The following is a 19,397-nucleotide window of genomic DNA, read 5'->3' as shown; positions in this document are numbered from 1 at the left end:
CTTCGGGTCCCCACGCTACATAGGATCTCATGACGATCGGCAACGCCGTCGTGGATGTCGGTGCCTCGAATGTCGAGGATTTCCTGATGTTGATGCAACGATACGACGGCTCGCATCAGGACTTCGACCGGTTTGTTGTGCCAACCGTCTATGGTTCGAAGCAGCAGGTTGACACGATTTCGACGCTACAGTCCCTGCAGGCGATTGGTGTACCGTCCAGCAAGATCAGGGTGGTGTTTAACATGGTTGATCCGAAACAGGATCTCGTGCGCTCCTTTGCAAGGCGTCTTTGACGCCGTCGGCCGCAACGGCTGGTTTGCGCTCGACGCCAGCGCGATGATCCACGAGAACCCCATCTTCGAGAAGATCAAGGGCACAGGCAAGACAATCGCGGAGATCTCGCTCGACCAGACCGACTACCTGGCCATGAACGCCGAGGCAATCGAGTCCGGTGCGCCCGAGGAGCAGCGCGCCCATATCCGGCAGATGGTTGCGCTCAAACGGCTCGCAGGTCGGGTAACGTCGGAGCTCGACGCAGTCTTCAAGGCCGTGGTGCACTGAGATGGGCGCCACGGACGACGCGATCCGTGAGGAACTGATCGGCGCGGTGCTGGGCGAGCTGTCACTCCTGCGTCGCGACGTGAAGCAACTGTCGCAACAGCTTGAAGCGAGCGGCAAACAGTTTAGGGACGACGGTGAGCTGACGTTGCTCAGGTTCACTGCGGGCTACGAGCAGTTTCTCGAGAAGTTTTCCGAAACAACGGCTGACGTGCTCGCGAAAGCAACCAGTTTCGATGAGGCCCGTGACCAGCTGCTTGGCGAGATCTCGCTACGGCATTACGACGAAGCCAACGGCCGCAGCCGCGAGCTGCTTCGCGATGTGCTGCGTGAGGAGCGACAGCGCGCAGCCGGCATCGGCCGCACGGAGCTCGCCGTCTGGTCCGTGTGCACTGCGATCGGCGCGGCGCTGCTCTCTGGTGCGATCGCGGCACTTCATCTCTTTGGCACATCGGGAGCATGAAATGGAACGACAGGTGAGGGCGCTCGTGCTGGTCTGCACGCTCATGATCCCGGGCATGGTGGCCACTTCGCCGACGCGCGCGAATGACGATAACGAGAATGCGTGTGGTGCGGTGCTCTGTCTTGCCGGACTGATACAGGGCGGCAATGGCGGGCGTGAGTGCAGCCAGTATGAGGCGAAGTACTTTTCAATCGTGCGTTAGCACCACGGCCACTTCGATCTGAGTGGCACGTCCAACGCACGGGGCGAGTTCCTGAATCAGTGTCGCTCGGTCGACGGCGGTCAGAAAAGCGCAGTCAACTCGAAGTATGGCAGTGTCGAGAACGGGCCTTGAGACGATCCTGCTTTTCCGATGACCAGTTCGTTCGCACCAGCTGGATCGTTGATTTGGGAGGTGCCGGCCGGCATCTCGCACGTCACATTGATACAATGATGAGCCTGCGAATCAGGCGTCGGCCCGGTGCCGGCCGTCAAGGCCGAACAGCGCGCGGCACGTTGCGGTTCATTGAGAAGCGTCGATGACCATTGAGAAGAACCCCACAAGCTTGTGCTCGCGGTGAAATCGTCGCGCCTCGTTGGCGAAGGGCGGAAATAGACGTGCAGGCGCGCAAGCAGCATAAGGGCAGGCATGACTGATCTCACATCCCACAACCCCGAATATGGCACGTTTCATGGCGACATCGTCGACCTGTTGGATGCCGCTCGCCGCGCAGCCGCACGCAGCGTCAACGCGCTGATGACGGGCACCTACTGGGAAATTGGTCGACGCATTGTCGAGTCAAGGCGGGACGGGCGGGCTACGGGCAAGCTCTGCTCAAACGCCTGTCGGCAGACCTGTCGGCACGATTCGGGCATGTATTGCAATTATGCCCGTGAGCACTGGATGCTGCCCGGTGAGAACCCACCGTGTGTGGCCGTACCAATGCGGCCGTGGCGCGTTACGCGTTGGAAGGATTGTCCAACAAGGTACTGGCCGCCGAATACCAGACCGTATTGCCCGATGAAAAGTTGCTGGCCGACGAACTCGTCAAGACGCGGCGAGAATTGGAGGCGCGAGGCCTCGCGCGGCCGAGCGATCCTCAGACTGATGAATAAAGACTTACATTGCCGTTGTCGCCGATTCGTAGGTCGCGCATCCACCTGAGCATGTGCTTAGCCGCACCCCGGGGAATTCGAAGAATGGTCTGGCTTTATCTTGAGGATTACGAAAAACTATATTGAAATCGATATGCCGATAATCGCTGCTATTCCCGGAAAATCGCGGTTTGTTCTTTTGCAAGCCGCATCGGGCCACGTGATATCGCCGTTTAGATCTGCGTTGTGAGCTACATATTTTCTTTGCGGCGTTGTCAAAGAAAGTAAGTGCCGACCGTACAGGGTAGCGCTCGTACCGCGAGGCGCAGCGCGGATGCCAGCGAAAAGCCAGGCGAACCACAACCGCGCCCATCGCGGACACTAAACGACAATATTGACAGGCGCGCCGCGCACAAATCCGCCGATGTTATCCATCAACTGATCGGCAAGCGCCTGCTGCGCCTCATCCGATGCCCAAGCGACATGCGGCGTCACAATTACATTCGGCCGATTCGCAATGCGCATCAGCGGATTGTCGCCGCTGGGCGGTTCGCTCGACAGCACATCGAAGCCTATGCCACTGATCAGCCCTTCTTCGAGCGCGCGCGCCAACGCATCTTCATCGACGAGCCCGCCGCGCGCCGTATTGATCACAAGCGGCTTGCGCATCATCGCGCGAAACTCGGGCATCGCGAGCATGCCGGGCGTTTGTGGCGTTAGCGGACTGTGTATTGTGATAATGTCGCTCGTCGCAAGCACTTCGTCCCATGGCGTGTACAGCGGTCCGAGTCCTTCGCGGCCCTTGTGCGCAGCGAATAGCGGGCGCATACCGAACGCCTTCGCAATCTCGGCTACGCGCTGACCAAGCACGCCTTCGCCGATGATGCCGAGCGTCATGCCGCCGAGATCACGTATCGCGTGATTGAAGAAACAGAACTGGCCGGACCTCTGCCACTCGCCGTTCAGCACGTCGTCGCGATACGCGATCAGATTGCGGCGCAGCGCGAGCATCAACGCGAACGTATGCTCGGGCACGGTGTTCAGCGCATAGCCGCGAATGTTCGTCACCTTGACGCCATGACGCTCGCACGCTTCCTTATCGACGCAATCGGTGCCCGTCGCGGCGACGGCGACGAGTTTTAACGACGGCAATTGCGCGATCACCTCCGCGGTCAGCGGCACCTTATTGGTAATGGCGATGGTTGCGCCGTCAAGACGCGCGGCGACCTGATCGGCTCGCGTATGCTCGTATTCGACAAGCTCGTGTTCGAATGTCGGCCGTGCGAGCTTTATCTGTGGCGCGAGTGTCGCGCGATCGAGGAAGACGATCTTCTGCATGCTGGTTCCTGTTGGAGTTGCTCGATGAGGTCGGATCAAAGATGACGCTTCGCTTCAGCGACGATATGCGCCGGCGTGATGCCGAAGTGTTCGTACAGCGTTTCGGCGGGACCTGACGCGCCAAATCCCTTCATGCCGACAAAGCCACCGCGTTCGCCGAGATAGCGGTCCCAGCCGAAGCGCATGGCGGCCTCGATGCCGATGCGCACGGTGTTCGCGCCGAGCACAGTCTTGCGATATTCGCGGTCCTGCGCGTCGAACAGTTCCCAGCACGGCAGCGAGACCACGGCGGTCGGAATTCCTTCTTTTTGCAGACGTTCGCGCGCCGCGACGGCCAGCGCGACTTCCGAGCCCGTCGCAAGTAGCGTGACGAGGCGTTCGCCGCCTTCGGCCTCAGCGAGGACGTACCCGCCGCGCGCGCACAGGTTGTCGGTGGTCAGGCGCGTGCGAACGAGCGGCAGCATCTGGCGCGCGAATACCATCGTGCTCGGTCCGCTGCGATACTCGTAGGCGAGCGCCCAGCATTCGGCGGCTTCGACAGCATCGGCGGGACGGAACACATACATGTTCGGCATCGCGCGCAGCGATGCGAGGATCTCCACCGGCTGATGCGTCGGCCCGTTCTTGCCGACGCCGATTGAGTCGTGGCTGAACACGAACTTCACGGGCAGACCCATCAACGCGGCCATGCGCATCGCGGGTCGCTCGTAGTCGGAGAACGCGAGATACGTGACGGCGAGCGGTATCACGCCCCCGTGCGCGGCCATGCCGTTCGCCATCGCGCCCATCACATGCTCGCGCACGCCGCAATGCACATACGCGCCGCTGCGATCTTCCGATGTGAACGCATGAAGGCTGCGCTTGTGGCTCGTCGGCGCTTCGAGGTCCGCGCAACCGACCATGCGTTCCGGCAACTGTGCGAGCAGATCGTTGATCTCGGCAGAAATCATGATGCCCGCCTGGGCTTCGCCTTTTTCCACGACCTGCTTGCGGTAGTCGTCGAGTACGCGCTGCCAGCCTTCGGGCAAACGGCCTGCCTGAATGCGCTCGAACTCGGCGCGCGCGTCGTCGGGCAATGTAGCGAGGCGCTCATGCCACGCGAGATACTCGCTTTCGCTGCGCCGTCCCGCGGTACGCCAGGCTTGCAGCACGTCGAGGGGAATCTCGAACGGCGCATGCGGCCAGCCCAGTTCGCCGCGAGCCGCATCGGCATCGGCTGCAAACAGCTTGCCGCTGTGCCCGCCGCGTTGTCCCTGCAAACGGGCGATGCCGCGCGCAATGACCGTGCGACATGCCAGCATCGACGGACGCGGGTCGCGCTTCGCCTCCGCGAACGCCGCGGCGACTGCATCGAGATCGTGCCCGTCGACTTCGATCACATGCCAGCCCGCGACGCGGAACCGTTCGCTCACGTCTTCGCTGATCGACAGCGACGTGCTGCCGTCGTCGGTGATGCGGTTGTCGTCCCAGCAGAGGATCAGCTTGCCGAGTTTCAGGTGTCCCGCGAGTGAAATCATTTCCTGGCCGACGCCCTCCTGCAGACATCCATCGCCGACGAACGCATACGTGTAGTGGTTCACGATATCGTCGCCGAATTTCGCGTTCAGGTAGGCTTCGGCAACGGCCATGCCGAACGCGTTCGCTATGCCTTGTCCGAGCGGCCCCGTCGTGACTTCGATTCCGGCTGCGGGATCAAATTCTGGATGGCCTTCGCAATGCGAGCCCATCTCGCGGAAGGTCTTGATCTGATCGATGCCGAACTCCGCATAGCCCGTCAGATGCAGCAGTGCGTACAGCAGCATCGAGCCGTGTCCGTTGGACAGCACGAAGCGGTCGCGATCGGGCCATTGCGGATCGGCGGGATTGAACTTCATATGCTGCGTGAACAGCGCAGTCGCGATTTCGGCCATGCCGAGCGGTACGCCCTGGTGACCTTCGCCGGCGCGCACGATGGCGTCGATGGCGAGAAAGCGGATCGCGTTGGCGAGCGGCCGCGTTGCGCGCAACGGCATGATGTCGGACATGACTTCTCCTTGCCGCCTCGCCTCATGGGCGGCGGCTATCGCAAGTGTTGAAAGAGGGAAGAGGGCGCTGCGTCTTCGGCGGAAGACAGAGACGCAGCGCAATGCGTCAGTGCAGGAAGCCGGTCGAGATCCACGGCACGGCTGCGACGACGATCAGGCCGATCACGAGCGCGATGATGTAGCCGATGATCGGCTTCATGCCTTCGTCGGGATGGATGCGGCTCACCGCGCACGCCGAATAGTAGCCGACGCCGAACGGCGGCGCGAACAGGCCTACGCCCATCGACAGGATCACGACCATCGCGTAATGCACATCGTGAATGCCCATCTGCCGCGCGATCGGGAACATCAGCGGGCCGAACAGCACGATCGCGGGAATGCCTTCGAGCACGCTGCCGAGCACGATGAACACGAGCATCGAAGCGGCCATGAAGATCGCGGCGCCGCCGGGCAGCTTGGCCATCGCCTGCGCGAGCTGGCCTGAGAACCCGGACTGCGTGAGCGCCCACGCCATACCCGTCGCTGCGCCGATGATCAGCAGGATCGCGCCGGAGAGCGCGGCCGTGTCAATCAACATTGGCTTCAGGCGCGACCATTCGAAGCGGCGATAGATCAGGAGACCCGCAAGCACCGTATACGCAATGCCGATTGTCGAGACTTCCGTGGCCGTCGCGATGCCTTCGACGACCGCGAAACGGATCACGAACGGCAGCGCGAGCGCGGGGAAGGCGATGGCGAGCTTGCGCAGCACTTCGCCGCGCGCGGCGCGCCGCACGTTCGACAGATCGTCGCCGCGATAGCGCCACCACACGACAGAGCACAGCGTGATCGCGAGCACGATGCCGGGAAGCATGCCGCCCGTGAAGAGCGCGGAGATCGACACGCCCGTCACCGAGCCGAGCGTGATCAGCACGAGGCTCGGCGGGATGGTCTCCGTCTGCGCGCCCGTGGCCGCGAGCAGCGCGACGAGGTCGCCCGGCTTCGCGCCGCGTGCCTTCATCTCCGGGAACAGCACGGGCGCGATGGCTGCCATGTCGGCCGCCTTCGAGCCGGAGATGCCCGACACCAGATACATCGCGCCGACCAGCACATACGACAGACCGCCGCGCACGTGGCCGAGCAGGCTCGCTAGAAACGCGATCATCGCGTTGGCCATGCCCGTCATCTCGATCAGTTGCCCGAGGAACACGAAGAGCGGCACCGAGAGCAGGATAAGATGCGACATGCCTTCGTCCATCCGTCCGACGACGACGCTCAGCGGCGTGCTCGTCGTCAGCGCGAGATAGCCGAATGTCGCGAGGCCGAACGAGAACGCGATAGGCACGCCCGACAGCACGCACAACGCGACGAGACCCACGAAGAAGATCAGCAGGTTCACGTTGCCCAGAGCTTGCAGCACGGGACTCATCGCGACGAAGCCGCCCGCGATCGCGGCCACCAGCGCGAGCGCTGCAAGTGTCATGTGCCAGTTGGCCACGCGAATCAGGCGCAGGCACGCGACGACGAGCATCAGCACGCAGCCGATGGGCAGCGCCGCCGCGCGCCAGGTGTTCGAGATTTCCAGCGCGGGCGTCGTGATGATGCCTTCGTCCTGCGCGAACTCGACAGCCGGTCCGATCACGAGCAGCAGGAACGCGAGGGGAGCGGCGATCGCGACGAGCTCGAGAAACGCGCGCACGGACGGCGATGCCTTGCCGACGAGCGCCGTCATTCGCATATGCTCGCCGCGCCGCAGCGCGACCACAGCGCCGAGCATCGCGAGCCAGAGGAACAGCATGGAGGCGAGTTCATCGGACCAGACGAGCGGGGTGCGCAGCACATAACGGCTCGTCACGCCCGCCAGCAGCACGAAGATTTCAGCGACGACCAGCAGCGCGGCGGGAATCTCCACCATGTATCCGAGCACCGTGTCGATCGTATTGACGATTCGGCGCGGCGACGGTTGAGGGAAAGTAGCGGTGTGCATGGTGTTCATACCAGTTTTCCGACGTACTTTTCGAGCGTGCTCCAGCCCTGGTCGCCATACTTCGCTTTCCAGTCGCTATAGAAGCTCGTTTTGCGCAAGGCGTCGCGGAACGCCTGGCGGTCCACATCGACGACATTGATGCCCTTGGCCTTCAGATCGTTGCGTAGCGACCCGTTCAGCTTCGCGATATCCGCGCGTTCGAGCATGCCTGCCGCTTCGAATTCGCGCGTGACGATGGCGCGCATGTCGGCGGGCAGCTTCTCCCATGCGCGCTTGTTGCCGAGAATCCAGTAGCCGTCCCACACATGCGACGTCAGGCTGATCGACTTCTGGACTTCATAGAGCTTGGCCGTCGCGATGATGGGCAGCGGGTTCTCCTGTCCTTCAACGACGCCTGTTTGCAGCGCCGAATACAGCTCGTTGAAGTTGATCGGCGCAGGGCCAGCATCGAGCGCTTTGAAGAGCGACGTGAGCATCGGCGCTTGCGGCACGCGGATCTTGAAGCCCTTCAGGTCGCCCGGCTGCTTGATGACGCGCGTCGATGAGCTGACCTGGCGGAAGCCGTTGTCCCACACCTTCGACACCGTGACGATGCCTGTCTTCTCGATCTGCGCCCGGATGTACGCGCCGAGATCGCCGTCCATCGCTTTCCAGACGGTGTCGTAGTCGGGGAACGCAAAGCCCGTGTTGACGATGCCGGCAGCGGGCGCGAGCGTCGCGAGAATCGACGACGCCTGATTGAAGAACTCGACGCCGCCGCTTCGCACCTGCGACAGCAGGTCGGTATCCGAGCCGAGCTGGTTCGCGGGAAAAACCTTGATGTCGAGCTTGCCGTTCGTCGCGGCGCGGATCTTGTCGCACGCCTGCTGCGCGCGGATGTTGACCGGGTGCGTCGGGTCCTGGCCCGTCGCGAGCTTGTATGAGAAGTCGGCAGCCGATGCGCGTCGGATCGACAGGCCCCACAGCGGTGCTGCCGCAGCGACGCTTGCGCCCGCTTTCAGAAAGGTGCGTCGGTCGATGCCGCTGCGGATGGTCGAACGGTTGCTCATGATGTGCTCCTCCAATACGGATTTGGGATGTATCGGTGTAGTTGTCTTGCCCGGACAACACGCTCTGCGGCGCGTTTGCCTGTTTCCGGCCACTGTTGCTGCTGCCTGTATTGCGCGCGGCTGGCCGGACCCGGCTGCTGCGCGCCGTTGGGTGCTATTCGCGCTTCAGCACGGATCAGCCGTGAGTCATCCGTGAATCAGCATGCCGCCGTTCACGTCGATGACGGCGCCCGTGATGTACGACGAAATCGGCGACGCGAGAAACAGAAAGGCGCCCGCGACATCGTCCGGCACGCCGAGACGGTTGAGCGGAATGCCCGCGAGAATTTCGCCGCGCTTGTCGTCGCTGATCTTGCCCGCGTTGATGTCGGTCTGGATCAGGCCGGGCGTCACGCAGTTCACGCGAATGCCGTCGGGACCGAGTTCGCGCGCCATCGCTTTCGCAAGGCCGAGCACACCCGCCTTCGCTGCCGAATAGTGCGGGCCGCCGAGAATGCCGCCGCCGCGCTGCGCCGACACCGACGACATGCAGCCGATCGAGCCGCTTTTTTGCTTCTTCATCTGCGGCACGACGGCTTGCGACAGATATAGCACGCCGCGCAGGTTCACATTGAGAATGCGGTCCCAGCTTTCCGGATCGATATCGAGCAGCTTTACGGCTTGCGTGACGCCCGCATTGTTGATGAGAACATCGATCGCGCCGAAGTCGGCGACGATCTGCTCGACGGCGGCCTGGCATGCCTGCCGGTCGGTGACATTGCACGCATAGCCGCGATGCTCGGGGCCGATCGAGGCGGCCGCGTCGCGTGCCGCGGAAGCGTCGAGATCAAGGATCGCGATCTTTGCGCCGTGCTTCGCGAACATGCGCGCGGTGGCCATGCCGATTCCACGCGGCGATGCTGCGCCGGAAATGACGGCGACCTTGCCTTCGAGAAGACGTGACTCTGACATGATGCTGTGCTCCTGATAATGATTGCTTGCGTAAGGGTTGTGGTTTGGCTATTGGCTAAACGGGTGTCAGCCCAGCCAGCCTTTGATGGTGTCGCACATCGTTTCCGTCGAGATGCCATAGCGGTCGTGCAGCGTGGGCAGCGCTCCGGCATCGAGGAATTCGTCGGGCAGCGCGATCTGGCGGAACGGAGGGGTAACGCCCGCGCCGAGCAGCGTGCGCGCCACCGCTTCGCCGAGCCCGCCGATCACCGTATGGTTCTCCGCGACGATCACCATGCGGCCAGTGCGCTTCGCTTCGCGCAGGATCGTGGCCGTATCGAGCGGTTTGATGGTCGGCACGTGCAGCACGCCTACGCCGATGTTGTCCGCTTCCAGCGCCTTTGCGACTTCGAGCGAGCGCATCGTCATGATCCCCGACGAGATCAGCAGCACGTCGTTGCCGTCGCGCAAGAGCTTCGCCTTGCCGAGTTCGAAGCGGTAGTCGTATTCGTCGAGCACGACGGGCACATTGCCGCGCAGGAGGCGCGCATACACGGGCCCTTTGTGCGCGGCGATGGCGGGCACCATCTGCTCGATGTCGAGCGCGTCGCACGGATCGATCACCGTCATGTTCGGCATCGCGCGCATCAGCGCGAGGTCTTCGGCGGCCTGGTGGCTGGGACCGTAGCCGGTCGTGAGGCCGGGCAGCGCGCAGACGATCTTCACGTCGAGGTTGTCTTCGGCGATCGTCTGATGGATGAAGTCATACGCGCGTCGTGTGGCGAACACCGCATACGTGGTGACGAACGGCTGCGCGCCTTCATGCGCGAAACCCGCTGCGGCACCCATCAGCAGCTGCTCGGCCATGCCCATCTGGTAGTAACGCTCGGGAAACTGCTGCGCGAAGATGTGCAGGTCGGTGTACCTGCCGAGGTCGGCCGTCATGCCGATGATGTTGGTCTTCGCGCGCCCCAGTTCCGCCAGCGCATGGCCGAACGGCGCGGAACGCGTGACCTGGCCTTCGCCCGCGATCGACGCGATCATCGCGGAGGTTTTCAGGCGCTTCCTGGCGACGGTGCTCATGCTTGCCTCCCGGCATCGAGTGCTTCGAGCGCGAGCTTCCACTCGTGCGCATCGACGCGGATGAAGTGGTTCTTCTCGCGCTCTTCGAGGAACGGCACGCCGCAGCCCATCTTCGTGTCGCAGACGATGATGCGCGGCTGCGCCTTGTCGTGACGGCGGGCGTTGTCGAAGGCCTGGCTGACGGCGTCGATGTCGTTGCCGTTCACGCGCTGCGTGTACCAGCCAAACGCTTCGAGCTTGTCGACGAGCGGCTCGAACGCCATGATCTGCGTCGACGGGCCATCGGCCTGCTGGTTGTTCACGTCGACGATGGCGATCAGGTTGTCGAGCTTCCAGTGCGCGGCGGACATCAGCCCTTCCCAGATCGCGCCTTCGTCGAGTTCACCGTCGGAGAAGAGGGTGTAGACGAATACGTCCGAGCCCTTGCGCTTGAGGCCCAGGCAGCGGCCCACGGCAATCGTCAGGCCCTGGCCGAGCGAGCCGCCGGACATCTCCATGCCGGGCGTGTAGCTGGCCATGCCGGACATCGGCAGGCGGCTGTCGTCGCTGCCGTAGGTTTCGAGCTCGTCGGCGGGCAGAATGCCGGCTTCGAAGAGGGCCGCGTATAGCGCGATCGCGTAGTGTCCATTCGACAGCAGGAAGCGGTCGCGGCCTTCCCATTCGGGATCTTCAGGGCGGTAGCGCATGGCGCCGAAGTAGGCGACGGCCAGTACGTCGGCAATGTCGAGCGCCTGGCCTATGTAGCCCTGGCCCTGTACTTCGCCCATCAGCAGCGCGTTGCGGCGGATGCGATAGGCGTGTTCCGCGAGTTGGGCAGTGCGCCCGGCTTCGCTCGTATTCACGCGTGTCTCCTTCTTGCGGCGCCGGGCTCGGTGAAGGCCAGGCGCGGAGTGATTCATGGCGGGATGTTTCGTCGTGCTCGCAGATTCGGGTAATCCCTTGCTTCGAGATCGCTGCGAGTGATTGGAAGCGTATCTGCTTGAACACATTGGCTCAAACGAATTAAAGTGGCTCATCAGTGAATTCAATTCAACCGAACGCTGCAGTGCACAATCGCGTCACACTCAAGTCCATTCAGGCTTTCGAGGCCGCTGCGCGGCTTTCGTCCTTCGCGGTCGCAGCAGACGAACTGTTCGTGACGCCCTCTGCGATCAGTCATCAGATCAAGCTGCTGGAGGATCAATTGGGCGTGCGGCTCTTCCACCGCGTGCATCGCGCGGTGATCCTCACGGACACGGGCCGTCAATATGCAGAGGAAATCGGCGCGGCATTCGCGCGTATCGACAAGGCCACGCGCGATATCGGCCGCGTCGAGAAGAGCGACATCCTCACCGTACACGCGACGCCGAGCATCGCGACGCAATGGCTGATGCCGCGGCTCGCGCGTTTCAGTGCGATGCATCCGGATATCGATGTGCGGCTGAATGCGTCGTCCGCGCCTGTCGATCTGATCAAGGAATCCGTCGATATCGATATCCGCTATGGCGCGCGGCGGCTGCAACCGGCGGGGACGATGGTGCTGGACTTGCCGCTTGAAACGATCGTGCCGTTATGTTCGCCGCGACTCGCGAACGGCGAGCATCCGATTCGCTCGGTCGCGGATTTGAAAAATCACACGCTGATTCATAGCGAAGGGTGTCTCGTCGGATGGCGCGACTGGATGCGGCTGCATCGCAAGGTCGTGCTCGATATCACGCGCGGTCCGCGTTTCGATCGCTCGTTCATGGCGATCAGCGCGGCGGCGGACGGCATGGGCGTGTGTCTGGAGAGCCTGCTGCTCGTGCAGCGCGAACTGGAGACGGGCACGTTGGTGGCGCCGTTGGGACTCGAAGGATTGAGGGTGAATGGCTACACGCTGAACCTGCTCAAATCGCGCGCTGATCTGCCGAAGCTGAAGCGTTTTCAGGACTGGCTGTTTGCGGAACTCGAGACGGGCTGAGGCGCGGTTGGACAGATCGGGCCGCTTCTTTGGGTGAACGTACTTTTCGATTGATTGCTGGCGGCTTCATGAAACCGAACCGCCTGCATAAAGGTTTCGCCGCCTTTGGATGCCGCACGAGTCTGCGCGAAGCGCAAGCCTTGATCTTTCGCTCTTTTCAAGGCTAGCCGCCATTTCCCGCACGAAAAGTACGATCACCCCTTTCTGGACCATGCGGCGCTGGCCATCTCACGCCGTCACGTCGAGGATGAAGTGGAGAGCGTCACGCGGCATGGGACGGACTGAGATCGCGCCCTACCGGAATCCCATGCTCTACAGAGGCAACAGCATCAACATACATCGTGCACAGACGAAGTCATCGATGACGACACGCACGGATGTCTTTGAAGGCACATCATTGACCACGTGTGCCTCGCCGAACGGCTGGAAGCCACTTCCCATGGCGGAACCCACGCTGAGTACAGCGCAGGTGAGCAGACGATCGACGGCCATGATCGCCGCTTACGTGTCGTATCGGGCTGTCGGGAGGCAGGGAGGGGCAATGACGCACAACGCGCAGTTGGTACGGGACAAGCTCGCGAAGCCTGTTACCTGACGTCAACGAAACCGATCCCGATGCTGTATGGCAGTGGACGACATAATGAATCGTCGCCTTGCCGTGTATGGTTAAACGCTACCGCTTAACATCCGTTGATAGTCATTGGTTTGCGACGCTCCGACGCGCAACATGCTTTCCTCAAAGCCGAAACTGTGCGACGCATTCGACGAGTTGTGCAGCCTGCAGCCTTAGACTTTCAGCCGCTGCAGCACTTTCCTCGACAAGCGCAGCATTGTGCTGCGTGGTTTGATCCATCTGATTGACTGCTTCACCAACCTGTTCCGACACCAGTGCTCTGCTCCGCACTGGCCGTGCTGATTTCATTCACGATGACGCTCACGCGCTCGATTGCGCCAACGATTTGCGTCATCATCGACCCGGCTTCGTTGACAAACGTGCTTGGCGCGTTGACGCGCACCGTTCCATATGGCCTGACTGCCTGCGCGGACGCATCGCACTCGATGGTCTCGGCGTCCTTCAGCAAGCGCAGCGCTCTTTCCCGCAGTATCTCGCCTGTCGGCGTGAGCGAGAGCTTGCGCGAGGTTCGATACAGAAGCATCGTGCCGAGCCGCTGCTCGAGTCGACACATTGCTTTCGAGACCGTGGGCTGCGACATGCCGAGCGCCTCGGCGGCCTTTGCGAACGAACCCGTTTGGGCCACACGCGCAAAGATTGCCCAGGCTTCTAGATCAGGAAGGTGGTGCATAAAGGAATCTGGTTTGGTGAAGCTATGGTTTTGCGCCTGCAAGGAACGCCGCCGGCATCTCATTCGTGCAAGGGGAGTCGACCGTGCAATCCGGAATGAGCGATCTATCGTGCATTCAACCGGCTAGCCAGGCAACACGTTATTGCCGTTTTGTCGAAGAACGACGTGTCCGAGCGGATCGTCGTGATTCGAGCGCGGGCCAGGATTACAGTTGAACCGTGACGTTCAACCAACCCGACATGTACGCGGAATTGACCTGACGTCGACCCGCAGTCGAACGACGCTGTCGCGGCATTCACGGACGATCGTGGATTCAAGCATCTTCACGGAGAGATACGAGATCCGGCGCCGTGATGCGTTCAGTTCGGAAGCAACGAGCCGCTGCGAATCGGCTTGGCCCCAGCGATGCACGCCACCTCCTGCCCGGCGGTGGTGAAGCGCGCACGCCGCCGCGCATACAGCACGCCGGCGATGGAACTGGTAATCGTGACGACGCGATCGGCGAGTGGATCGACGACGTCGGCGATCGCCTGGCCGGGTTCGACCCAGATGCCGATCGGCGTGCGGAACACGAGCACACCGGAGATGGGAGCGAGGAGGGGCTCGGTGCCGGAGAACGGCGTCGCGTCGAACTCGAGCGGCGGCAAGGGCGCGGGCGTCCCATCGATGACGCCTCGGTAGGTCAGGTATTCGACGATTGCGTTCGCGTCGCGCTCGGCGAACGCGTAGGTCACGTCCGCCTGACCGCGCAGCTCGATCGTCACCGAAATCGAGCCGTTCGGTATTGGATAGCGCTCGCCATAGCGCGCCCGCAACTCCGACCAGCAGAAGCTGTGGATCTCATCGAATGGATTGCCGATCGAATTGAGCGCGAACAGCGAGGCGTTCGAATCGAGATAGCGCGCGAGCGGCTCGACGTCCGGCCACAGGTCGGGGTTTGTGAAGAGATGCATCGCGCCTTCGAAGTCGCAGTGCAGATCGAGCACGATGTCGGCGTCGTATGACAGTCGCTGCAGCGCGAGGCGCTGGGATTCGAGCTCGGTGGTTGGCGTCTGCTCGTCCAGTGCTTCTCGCGTGGCGTCGCGCACGGCGAGCAGGTTCTGTTGCGCGTCGCCGGTCAGCCGAGGCTCGATACGGGGGATCACGAGCGCGGCCAGGTCATGGAAGTTCCTGTTGAAGTTCGACGCAGTGCCGGTTTCGAAGCGGCCGAGCATCTGGCCGAGCAGCTGCTGGTTGAGCCCGATCGGATTCGGCACGGGCACGATGACGATTTCGCCGCGCAGCTTGCCCGCCGTCTCCAGCGCGGCGAGGCGCTTGCGTAGTGTCCAGGCGACGAGCATGCCAGGCAACTCGTCAGCGTGCAGCGACGACTGAATGTAGACCTTTTGCCCGCCCGCAGGGCCATAGTGGAAGCTCGTCAGGTGCCGCTGCGTGCCGAGCGCCGGGGAGATCAACGGGTGCGTTTGTGTTTGCATGATGGGTTGAGCGCGCGCCGGATGATACCGGCGCGCGGGATGAGGTATTGCGATTCAGGCGATCGCTGCAGAGCGTCACGGTCCCCGTGTGTGTCAGGTGCCGTACACGTCGAATGCGAAGTACCTGGCCTCGATTTTCTTGTAGGTGCCGTCCTTGATCATGTCCGCGATCGCCTTGTCGATCTTTGCCTTCAGGTCGGTATCTTCCTTGCGCAGACCGATGGCGGCGCCGCTGCCGAGCGTCCCCTGCGGATCGGTCAGTTCGCTGCCTGCGAACGCGAAGCCTGCGCCGCGCGCGGTCTTCAGAAAGCCCATGTCGGCCTGCACGGAGTCTTGCAGTGCCGCGTCGAGACGGCCCGAGGTCAGGTCTGCATAGACCTGGTCCTGGTCCTGGTAGGGTATGACATTCACGCCCTTCGGCGTCCAGTTGATCTTTGCATAGGTTTCCTGGATCGAGCCCTGCTCGACACCGACCGCCTTTCCTTTCAGCGCATCTGCCGCCGGCTGGAGGTTCGAGCCTTTCTTCGCAACGAGGCGAGTCGGCGTGTGGAACAGCCTCGCCGAGAACGCGATCTGCGCTTCACGCTGCGGCGTCATCGACATCGCCGACAGCACGCCGTCGAACTTTTTCGCCTTCAGCGCCGGGATCATGCCGTCAAACGCACTCTCGACCCACACGCACTTCGCATTCAGTCGCTTGCAGATCTCGTTGCCCAGGTCGATATCGAAGCCGACCAGCTGGCCGTTCGCACTCTTCGATTCAAAAGGAGGGTAACTCGCATCGACACCGAACCGGACGGCGGACCAGTCCTTCGCGCAGGCGGAGGTTGCGATCGCCAGGGTCGCCATGAACAGAGCAAACTTCTTCATTGATGTGAATTCCAAAGGTTGTGAAAGTTGGATTGATGGAGATGCCGGGAAATTTCGAGCACGAAGTGCATCGAATGGGCTTACTTCAGCCGTCCTGCCAGAAACTGCTGCAGCCGCTCGCTGTGCGGTGCGGTCAGCACTTCACGCGGGTCGCCTTGCTCCTCGATCTTGCCCTTGTGCAGGAAGACAACGTGATTCGAAACATTCCGCGCGAAGCCCATTTCATGCGTCACGACGATCATCGTGCGGCCTTCTTCTGCGAGCGCCTGCATCACTCTCAGCACCTCGCCGACGAGTTCGGGATCGAGCGCGGAGGTCGGTTCGTCGAACAGCATGACTTCCGGTTCCATCGCCAGCGCGCGGGCGATCGCCACGCGCTGCTGCTGGCCACCGGACAGATGCGACGGATACTTCTGCTCGACATCGGCCGAAAGCCCCACTTTGTCGAGGTACTTTCGGGCGCGCGCTTGCGCGTCGCTGCGGCTCAATCCCAGCACGCTCACGGGTGCTTCGATGATGTTCTCGAGCACGGTCATGTGAGCCCACAGGTTGAAATGCTGGAAGACCATCGACAGACGCGTGCGCATCATCCGCAGTTGCTTCGGGTCACTCACGCGCAGCCCGCCTCTGCCGTTAGTCGTGGTGCGGATTTCCTCGCGGTTCAGCGTGATGCGCCCGGAGCACGGCAATTCGAGGAAGTTAATGCAACGCAGGAACGTGCTCTTTCCCGAGCCGCTAGAACCAATCAGGCTGATCACATCACCGGCTTTCGCCTTGAGCGATACCCCCTTCAAGACCTCGTTCTCTCCAAACTTCTTGTGCAGATCGTCGACAGTCAGCTTGTACATTCTCAATGCTCTCCATCAGGGCTGGACGGGTTCAGTGCCCTTGAGGTTTCAGGTAAGCCAGCATTCGCATTTCCATGCGGCGAAATACCCAGATCAGGGCGAACACGATAGACGCATACAAAGCGGCTGCGATGCCGTATGCCTGGAACGTCATATAGGTGGCCGAATTCGCGTCGCGTGCCACTTTCAGGATGTCGGGTACGGTCGCGGTGAAGGCCAGCGTCGTGGCGTGCAGCATCAGGATTACTTCATTGCTGTAGGCGGGCAACGCACGCCGCAATGCGGAGGGCAGGATGATGCGCGAATAGAGCTTGTAATTCGACATGCCATAAGCACGGGCGGCTTCGATCTCGCTGTGCGAGGTCTCCCTGATCGCGCCGGCAAAGATCTCGGTGGCGTAGGCGCATTCGTTCAGCGTGAAAGCCAGCAGCGTGCAGTTCATCGCGCTGCGAAAGAACGCTCCGAGCCATTCGTGAGAATGGATGAAGTGCAGGCTGTAGATGCCCGTGTAACAAAGCAGCAACTGGACGTAGAGCGGCGTGCCGCGAAACACATAGGTGTAGAGCCAGACCGGTCGCGAAAGAAAAGGGTTGCGCGACGCGCGCGCGATGGCGAGCGGCACGGCGAGCAGAAAGCCGAGTGCGATCGAAACGACCAGCAGCCAAAGTGTGATGACGAGGCCGCTGTAGTTGAAGCCGTCACTGTAAAGATAGTTCGGCCAGTATTGGTGAATGAGTTCGATCACAGCGCAGCCCTCCGCACACCGATCGAATAGCGCTTTTCGAGGTGGTGCAATGCCAGGTTGGAAACGGTGGTGATCACGAGATAGATTGCACCGGTTGCGAGCGTGAAAAAGAAAAATGCCTGTGTCGCTTTGCCCGCGTCCTGAGCGGCTTTCACAACGTCGGCGAGACCGATGATCGAAACGAGCGCAGTCGCCTTCACGAGCACCTGCCAGTTGTTGGCGATGCCCGGCAGCGCGAAGCGCATCATCTGCGGGAACAGAATGCGCACGAACACGCGCGTAGAGTTCATGCCGTATGCGAAGCCAGCCTCGATTTGCCCGCGGGGAACGGCCAGAAAGGCACCGCGAAAGGTTTCGGTGAAGTACGCGCCGTAGATAAAGCCGAGCGTGATGACGCCCGCCACAAACGGATCAATGTCGATCTGGTCCATGGCGAGCATGTCAGTCACGTCGTTGAGCCAGATCTGAATGCTGTAGAACAGCAGCAGCATCAGCACAAGGTCGGGTACCGCGCGAATCAGCGTCGTGTACATCGCGCCGAGGCGCGCGAGCATGCGATTGCGCGAGAGCTTCGCCGCGGCGCCGGCGAGGCCCAGCAGAAAGGCCGCAGTGAGCGAAAGAACCGCGAGCTTGAGAGTTTCGAGCGTGCCCGCCAGCAGCAGCGGGCCGAAGCCTTGAAAAAGCATGGAAGGATGTCCCTGGTGACAGGGAGCGCACGCCGCGCGTCCGCGCAGCCTGTGCCCCTGTGTTGATGCGAGTGAATGCGACAGCAGTTAACCGCCGCACACGTCGAAGTCGAAATACCGCAACTCGTTCCTCTTGTATGTCCCATCCTTGACCATGTGGACGAAAGCTGTTTGCTCTTCGCTCTTCGCTCTTCGCTTTGGGCGAACGCGCTTCTTCATGAAAGTCGCCGAAAGCGATGTTCGATGCGGCATCCCGCATGCGAGCGACCCTATCGAAAGCCTTAGATGCCCCGGACTGACGTCCGAGGGCGGTTCCGCAGCTTGTATATACAATTATCGAGACATCTCAGGAACCAACAATCGGTGTTATTACCAACACGTGCTCGATGCGGAAGTCAAAAGACGCCCTGTTTCAGGCACTAAAACAGGTGAGAACGGATGTTGACGGGGTACGCAGAACTGTCATAGACGAAGTCATTCGCGCATCCTATTGGAAACTTGTCCATACAACATCGCGTGGTTTGTTTCGGAAGCGCCACATCCGCAGCGGGTAACAACGTCGCATAGGCGGCGGGCAGATCGCCGCTCAGATCGGCTCACCCGCACATCGAATGAGAAATTGCGCATGCTGGGCGAATGAAACCGCAACTGCCGTCCGTTCCAGCGAACGACATGGGCTGAAAGAAGGTGCGCCCACATGCAGTCGATACAGTTCGCTCAGGTTGCGTCCGAGCCGAGGAAACGTTCTACGAGCCGAGTCCAGAATGCAGCGCCAATAACGAGATTTTCGCCGGCGTAGTCGTACTGCGCACTGTGCAGCGTAGGCGCATTCAAGCCGTTTCCCAGACGCAGAAAGCAGCCCGGGCTCTGCTGCAGCAAAAAAGCGAAGTCCTCACTGCCCGCAATGATGGGAAACGATGCCACGACGCGGCTCACGCCGACCAGCTCTTCCGCGACCTCGCGGGCCAACGCAGTTTCACGCTCCGAGTTGATTAACACGGGGTAGCCGTGGGTGTATTCGATGGAGATTCTCGGATTTTGTCGC

The 19,397-nt window shown here is 61.7% G+C and carries 19 protein-coding genes and 4 pseudogenes; 7 read left to right on the top strand and 16 right to left on the bottom strand.

Features of this window, described 5'->3' with window-relative positions; translation table 11 throughout:
- Nucleotides 1-29 precede the first annotated feature (29 nt).
- The 4 genes from GCT13_RS28900 to GCT13_RS49605 are packed head-to-tail and all read left to right on the top strand — an operon-like array spanning nt 30 to nt 1,223.
- Nucleotides 30-293: a hypothetical protein gene (locus GCT13_RS28900; protein WP_152763891.1), complete on the top strand. Its 264-nt coding sequence runs from the start codon at nt 30-32 to the stop codon at nt 291-293.
- A complete protein-coding gene (locus tag GCT13_RS28895) occupies nt 277-561 on the top strand; it encodes a hypothetical protein (protein ID WP_152763889.1) in 285 nt (94 codons plus the stop codon). Before GCT13_RS28900 ends, GCT13_RS28895 begins: the two co-directional genes overlap by 17 nt.
- Nucleotide 562: 1 nt before the next feature.
- Complete coding sequence (locus GCT13_RS28890; protein WP_152763887.1) at nt 563-1,021, top strand: hypothetical protein; 459 nt, start codon at nt 563-565, stop codon at nt 1,019-1,021.
- 1 nt (nt 1,022) lies between these two features.
- Nucleotides 1,023-1,223 carry a hypothetical protein gene (locus tag GCT13_RS49605; RefSeq protein ID WP_227747062.1) on the top strand — a complete coding sequence of 67 codons (201 nt, stop codon included), beginning with the start codon at nt 1,023-1,025 and terminating at the stop codon, nt 1,221-1,223.
- Nucleotides 1,224-1,303: 80 nt separating this feature from the next.
- Here GCT13_RS49605 and GCT13_RS48575 read toward each other — a convergent pair whose 3' ends face one another.
- Nucleotides 1,304-1,651, bottom strand: coding sequence for a hypothetical protein (locus tag GCT13_RS48575; RefSeq protein WP_193727787.1), 348 nt, complete (start codon nt 1,649-1,651; stop codon nt 1,304-1,306).
- On the opposite strand from GCT13_RS48575, the pseudogene GCT13_RS49600 reads away from it, so the two are divergent.
- Both GCT13_RS49600 and GCT13_RS49595 read left to right on the top strand, forming a co-directional pair.
- Nucleotides 1,650-1,873, top strand: a pseudogene (locus tag GCT13_RS49600) (DUF1016 N-terminal domain-containing protein); the annotation flags it as partial. The gene GCT13_RS48575 and the pseudogene GCT13_RS49600 overlap by 2 nt on opposite strands.
- A gap of 102 nt (nt 1,874-1,975) precedes the next feature.
- Nucleotides 1,976-2,116: a hypothetical protein gene (locus GCT13_RS49595; RefSeq protein ID WP_227747061.1), complete on the top strand. Its 141-nt coding sequence runs from the start codon at nt 1,976-1,978 to the stop codon at nt 2,114-2,116.
- A gap of 360 nt (nt 2,117-2,476) precedes the next feature.
- Here the strand turns inward: GCT13_RS49595 and GCT13_RS28875 are convergent, their stop codons facing one another.
- From GCT13_RS28875 to GCT13_RS28845, 7 genes are all read right to left on the bottom strand, one after another.
- Nucleotides 2,477-3,433 (bottom strand): D-2-hydroxyacid dehydrogenase, encoded by a 957-nt coding sequence (locus GCT13_RS28875; protein WP_152763885.1) that lies wholly within the window; start codon nt 3,431-3,433, stop codon nt 2,477-2,479.
- Nucleotides 3,434-3,468: 35 nt separating this feature from the next.
- Complete coding sequence (tkt, locus tag GCT13_RS28870) at nt 3,469-5,445, bottom strand: transketolase (RefSeq protein ID WP_152763969.1); 1,977 nt, start codon at nt 5,443-5,445, stop codon at nt 3,469-3,471.
- Nucleotides 5,446-5,563: 118 nt separating this feature from the next.
- Nucleotides 5,564-7,423, bottom strand: a complete 1,860-nt coding sequence (locus GCT13_RS28865; RefSeq protein WP_407670876.1) for a TRAP transporter large permease — start codon at nt 7,421-7,423, stop codon at nt 5,564-5,566.
- A gap of 5 nt (nt 7,424-7,428) precedes the next feature.
- Nucleotides 7,429-8,472 (bottom strand): TRAP transporter substrate-binding protein, encoded by a 1,044-nt coding sequence (locus GCT13_RS28860; protein WP_152763880.1) that lies wholly within the window; start codon nt 8,470-8,472, stop codon nt 7,429-7,431.
- Nucleotides 8,473-8,658: 186 nt separating this feature from the next.
- Nucleotides 8,659-9,423, bottom strand: coding sequence for an SDR family NAD(P)-dependent oxidoreductase (locus GCT13_RS28855; protein WP_152763878.1), 765 nt, complete (start codon nt 9,421-9,423; stop codon nt 8,659-8,661).
- A 66-nt stretch (nt 9,424-9,489) separates the two neighbouring features.
- Nucleotides 9,490-10,485 (bottom strand): transketolase family protein, encoded by a 996-nt coding sequence (locus GCT13_RS28850; protein WP_152763876.1) that lies wholly within the window; start codon nt 10,483-10,485, stop codon nt 9,490-9,492.
- Entirely contained in the window at nt 10,482-11,327 is an 846-nt protein-coding gene (locus GCT13_RS28845; RefSeq protein ID WP_321574684.1) for a transketolase, read from the bottom strand. The genes GCT13_RS28850 and GCT13_RS28845 overlap by 4 nt, the downstream gene beginning before the upstream one ends.
- Before the next feature lie 203 nt (nt 11,328-11,530).
- Here GCT13_RS28845 and gcvA point away from each other — a divergent pair, with 203 nt between their 5' ends.
- Complete coding sequence (gene gcvA / locus GCT13_RS28840; protein WP_321574682.1) at nt 11,531-12,424, top strand: transcriptional regulator GcvA; 894 nt, start codon at nt 11,531-11,533, stop codon at nt 12,422-12,424.
- 736 nt (nt 12,425-13,160) lie between these two features.
- Here the strand turns inward: gcvA and GCT13_RS51335 are convergent.
- From GCT13_RS51335 to GCT13_RS28800, 8 genes and pseudogenes are all read right to left on the bottom strand, one after another.
- Nucleotides 13,161-13,413 (bottom strand): annotated as a pseudogene (locus GCT13_RS51335) (methyl-accepting chemotaxis protein); the annotation flags it as partial.
- Nucleotides 13,414-13,728: pseudogene (locus GCT13_RS28830) on the bottom strand (LysR family transcriptional regulator); the annotation flags it as partial.
- A 359-nt stretch (nt 13,729-14,087) separates the two neighbouring features.
- Nucleotides 14,088-15,203, bottom strand: coding sequence for a succinylglutamate desuccinylase/aspartoacylase family protein (locus tag GCT13_RS28825; protein ID WP_152763870.1), 1,116 nt, complete (start codon nt 15,201-15,203; stop codon nt 14,088-14,090).
- Between the two features lie 93 nt (nt 15,204-15,296).
- On the bottom strand, nt 15,297-16,073 hold the full coding sequence (locus GCT13_RS28820; protein WP_152763868.1) for an ABC transporter substrate-binding protein: 777 nt from the start codon (nt 16,071-16,073) through the stop codon (nt 15,297-15,299).
- Between the two features lie 80 nt (nt 16,074-16,153).
- Nucleotides 16,154-16,921, bottom strand: coding sequence for an ABC transporter ATP-binding protein (locus GCT13_RS28815; protein WP_152763866.1), 768 nt, complete (start codon nt 16,919-16,921; stop codon nt 16,154-16,156).
- A 31-nt stretch (nt 16,922-16,952) separates the two neighbouring features.
- Nucleotides 16,953-17,666, bottom strand: coding sequence for an ABC transporter permease (locus GCT13_RS28810; RefSeq protein ID WP_321574679.1), 714 nt, complete (start codon nt 17,664-17,666; stop codon nt 16,953-16,955).
- Nucleotides 17,663-18,352: an ABC transporter permease gene (locus GCT13_RS28805; protein ID WP_152763864.1), complete on the bottom strand. Its 690-nt coding sequence runs from the start codon at nt 18,350-18,352 to the stop codon at nt 17,663-17,665. The genes GCT13_RS28810 and GCT13_RS28805 overlap by 4 nt, the downstream gene beginning before the upstream one ends.
- Before the next feature lie 717 nt (nt 18,353-19,069).
- Nucleotides 19,070-19,375, bottom strand: a pseudogene (locus tag GCT13_RS28800) (M20/M25/M40 family metallo-hydrolase); the annotation flags it as partial.
- Nucleotides 19,376-19,397: the final 22 nt, after the last annotated feature.

Source organism: Paraburkholderia franconis (assembly GCF_009362735.1).
Taxonomy (GTDB): domain Bacteria; phylum Pseudomonadota; class Gammaproteobacteria; order Burkholderiales; family Burkholderiaceae; genus Paraburkholderia; species Paraburkholderia franconis.
Note: the sequence above shows the minus strand (reverse complement) of the source record. Positions and strands in the feature narration are given on the sequence as shown.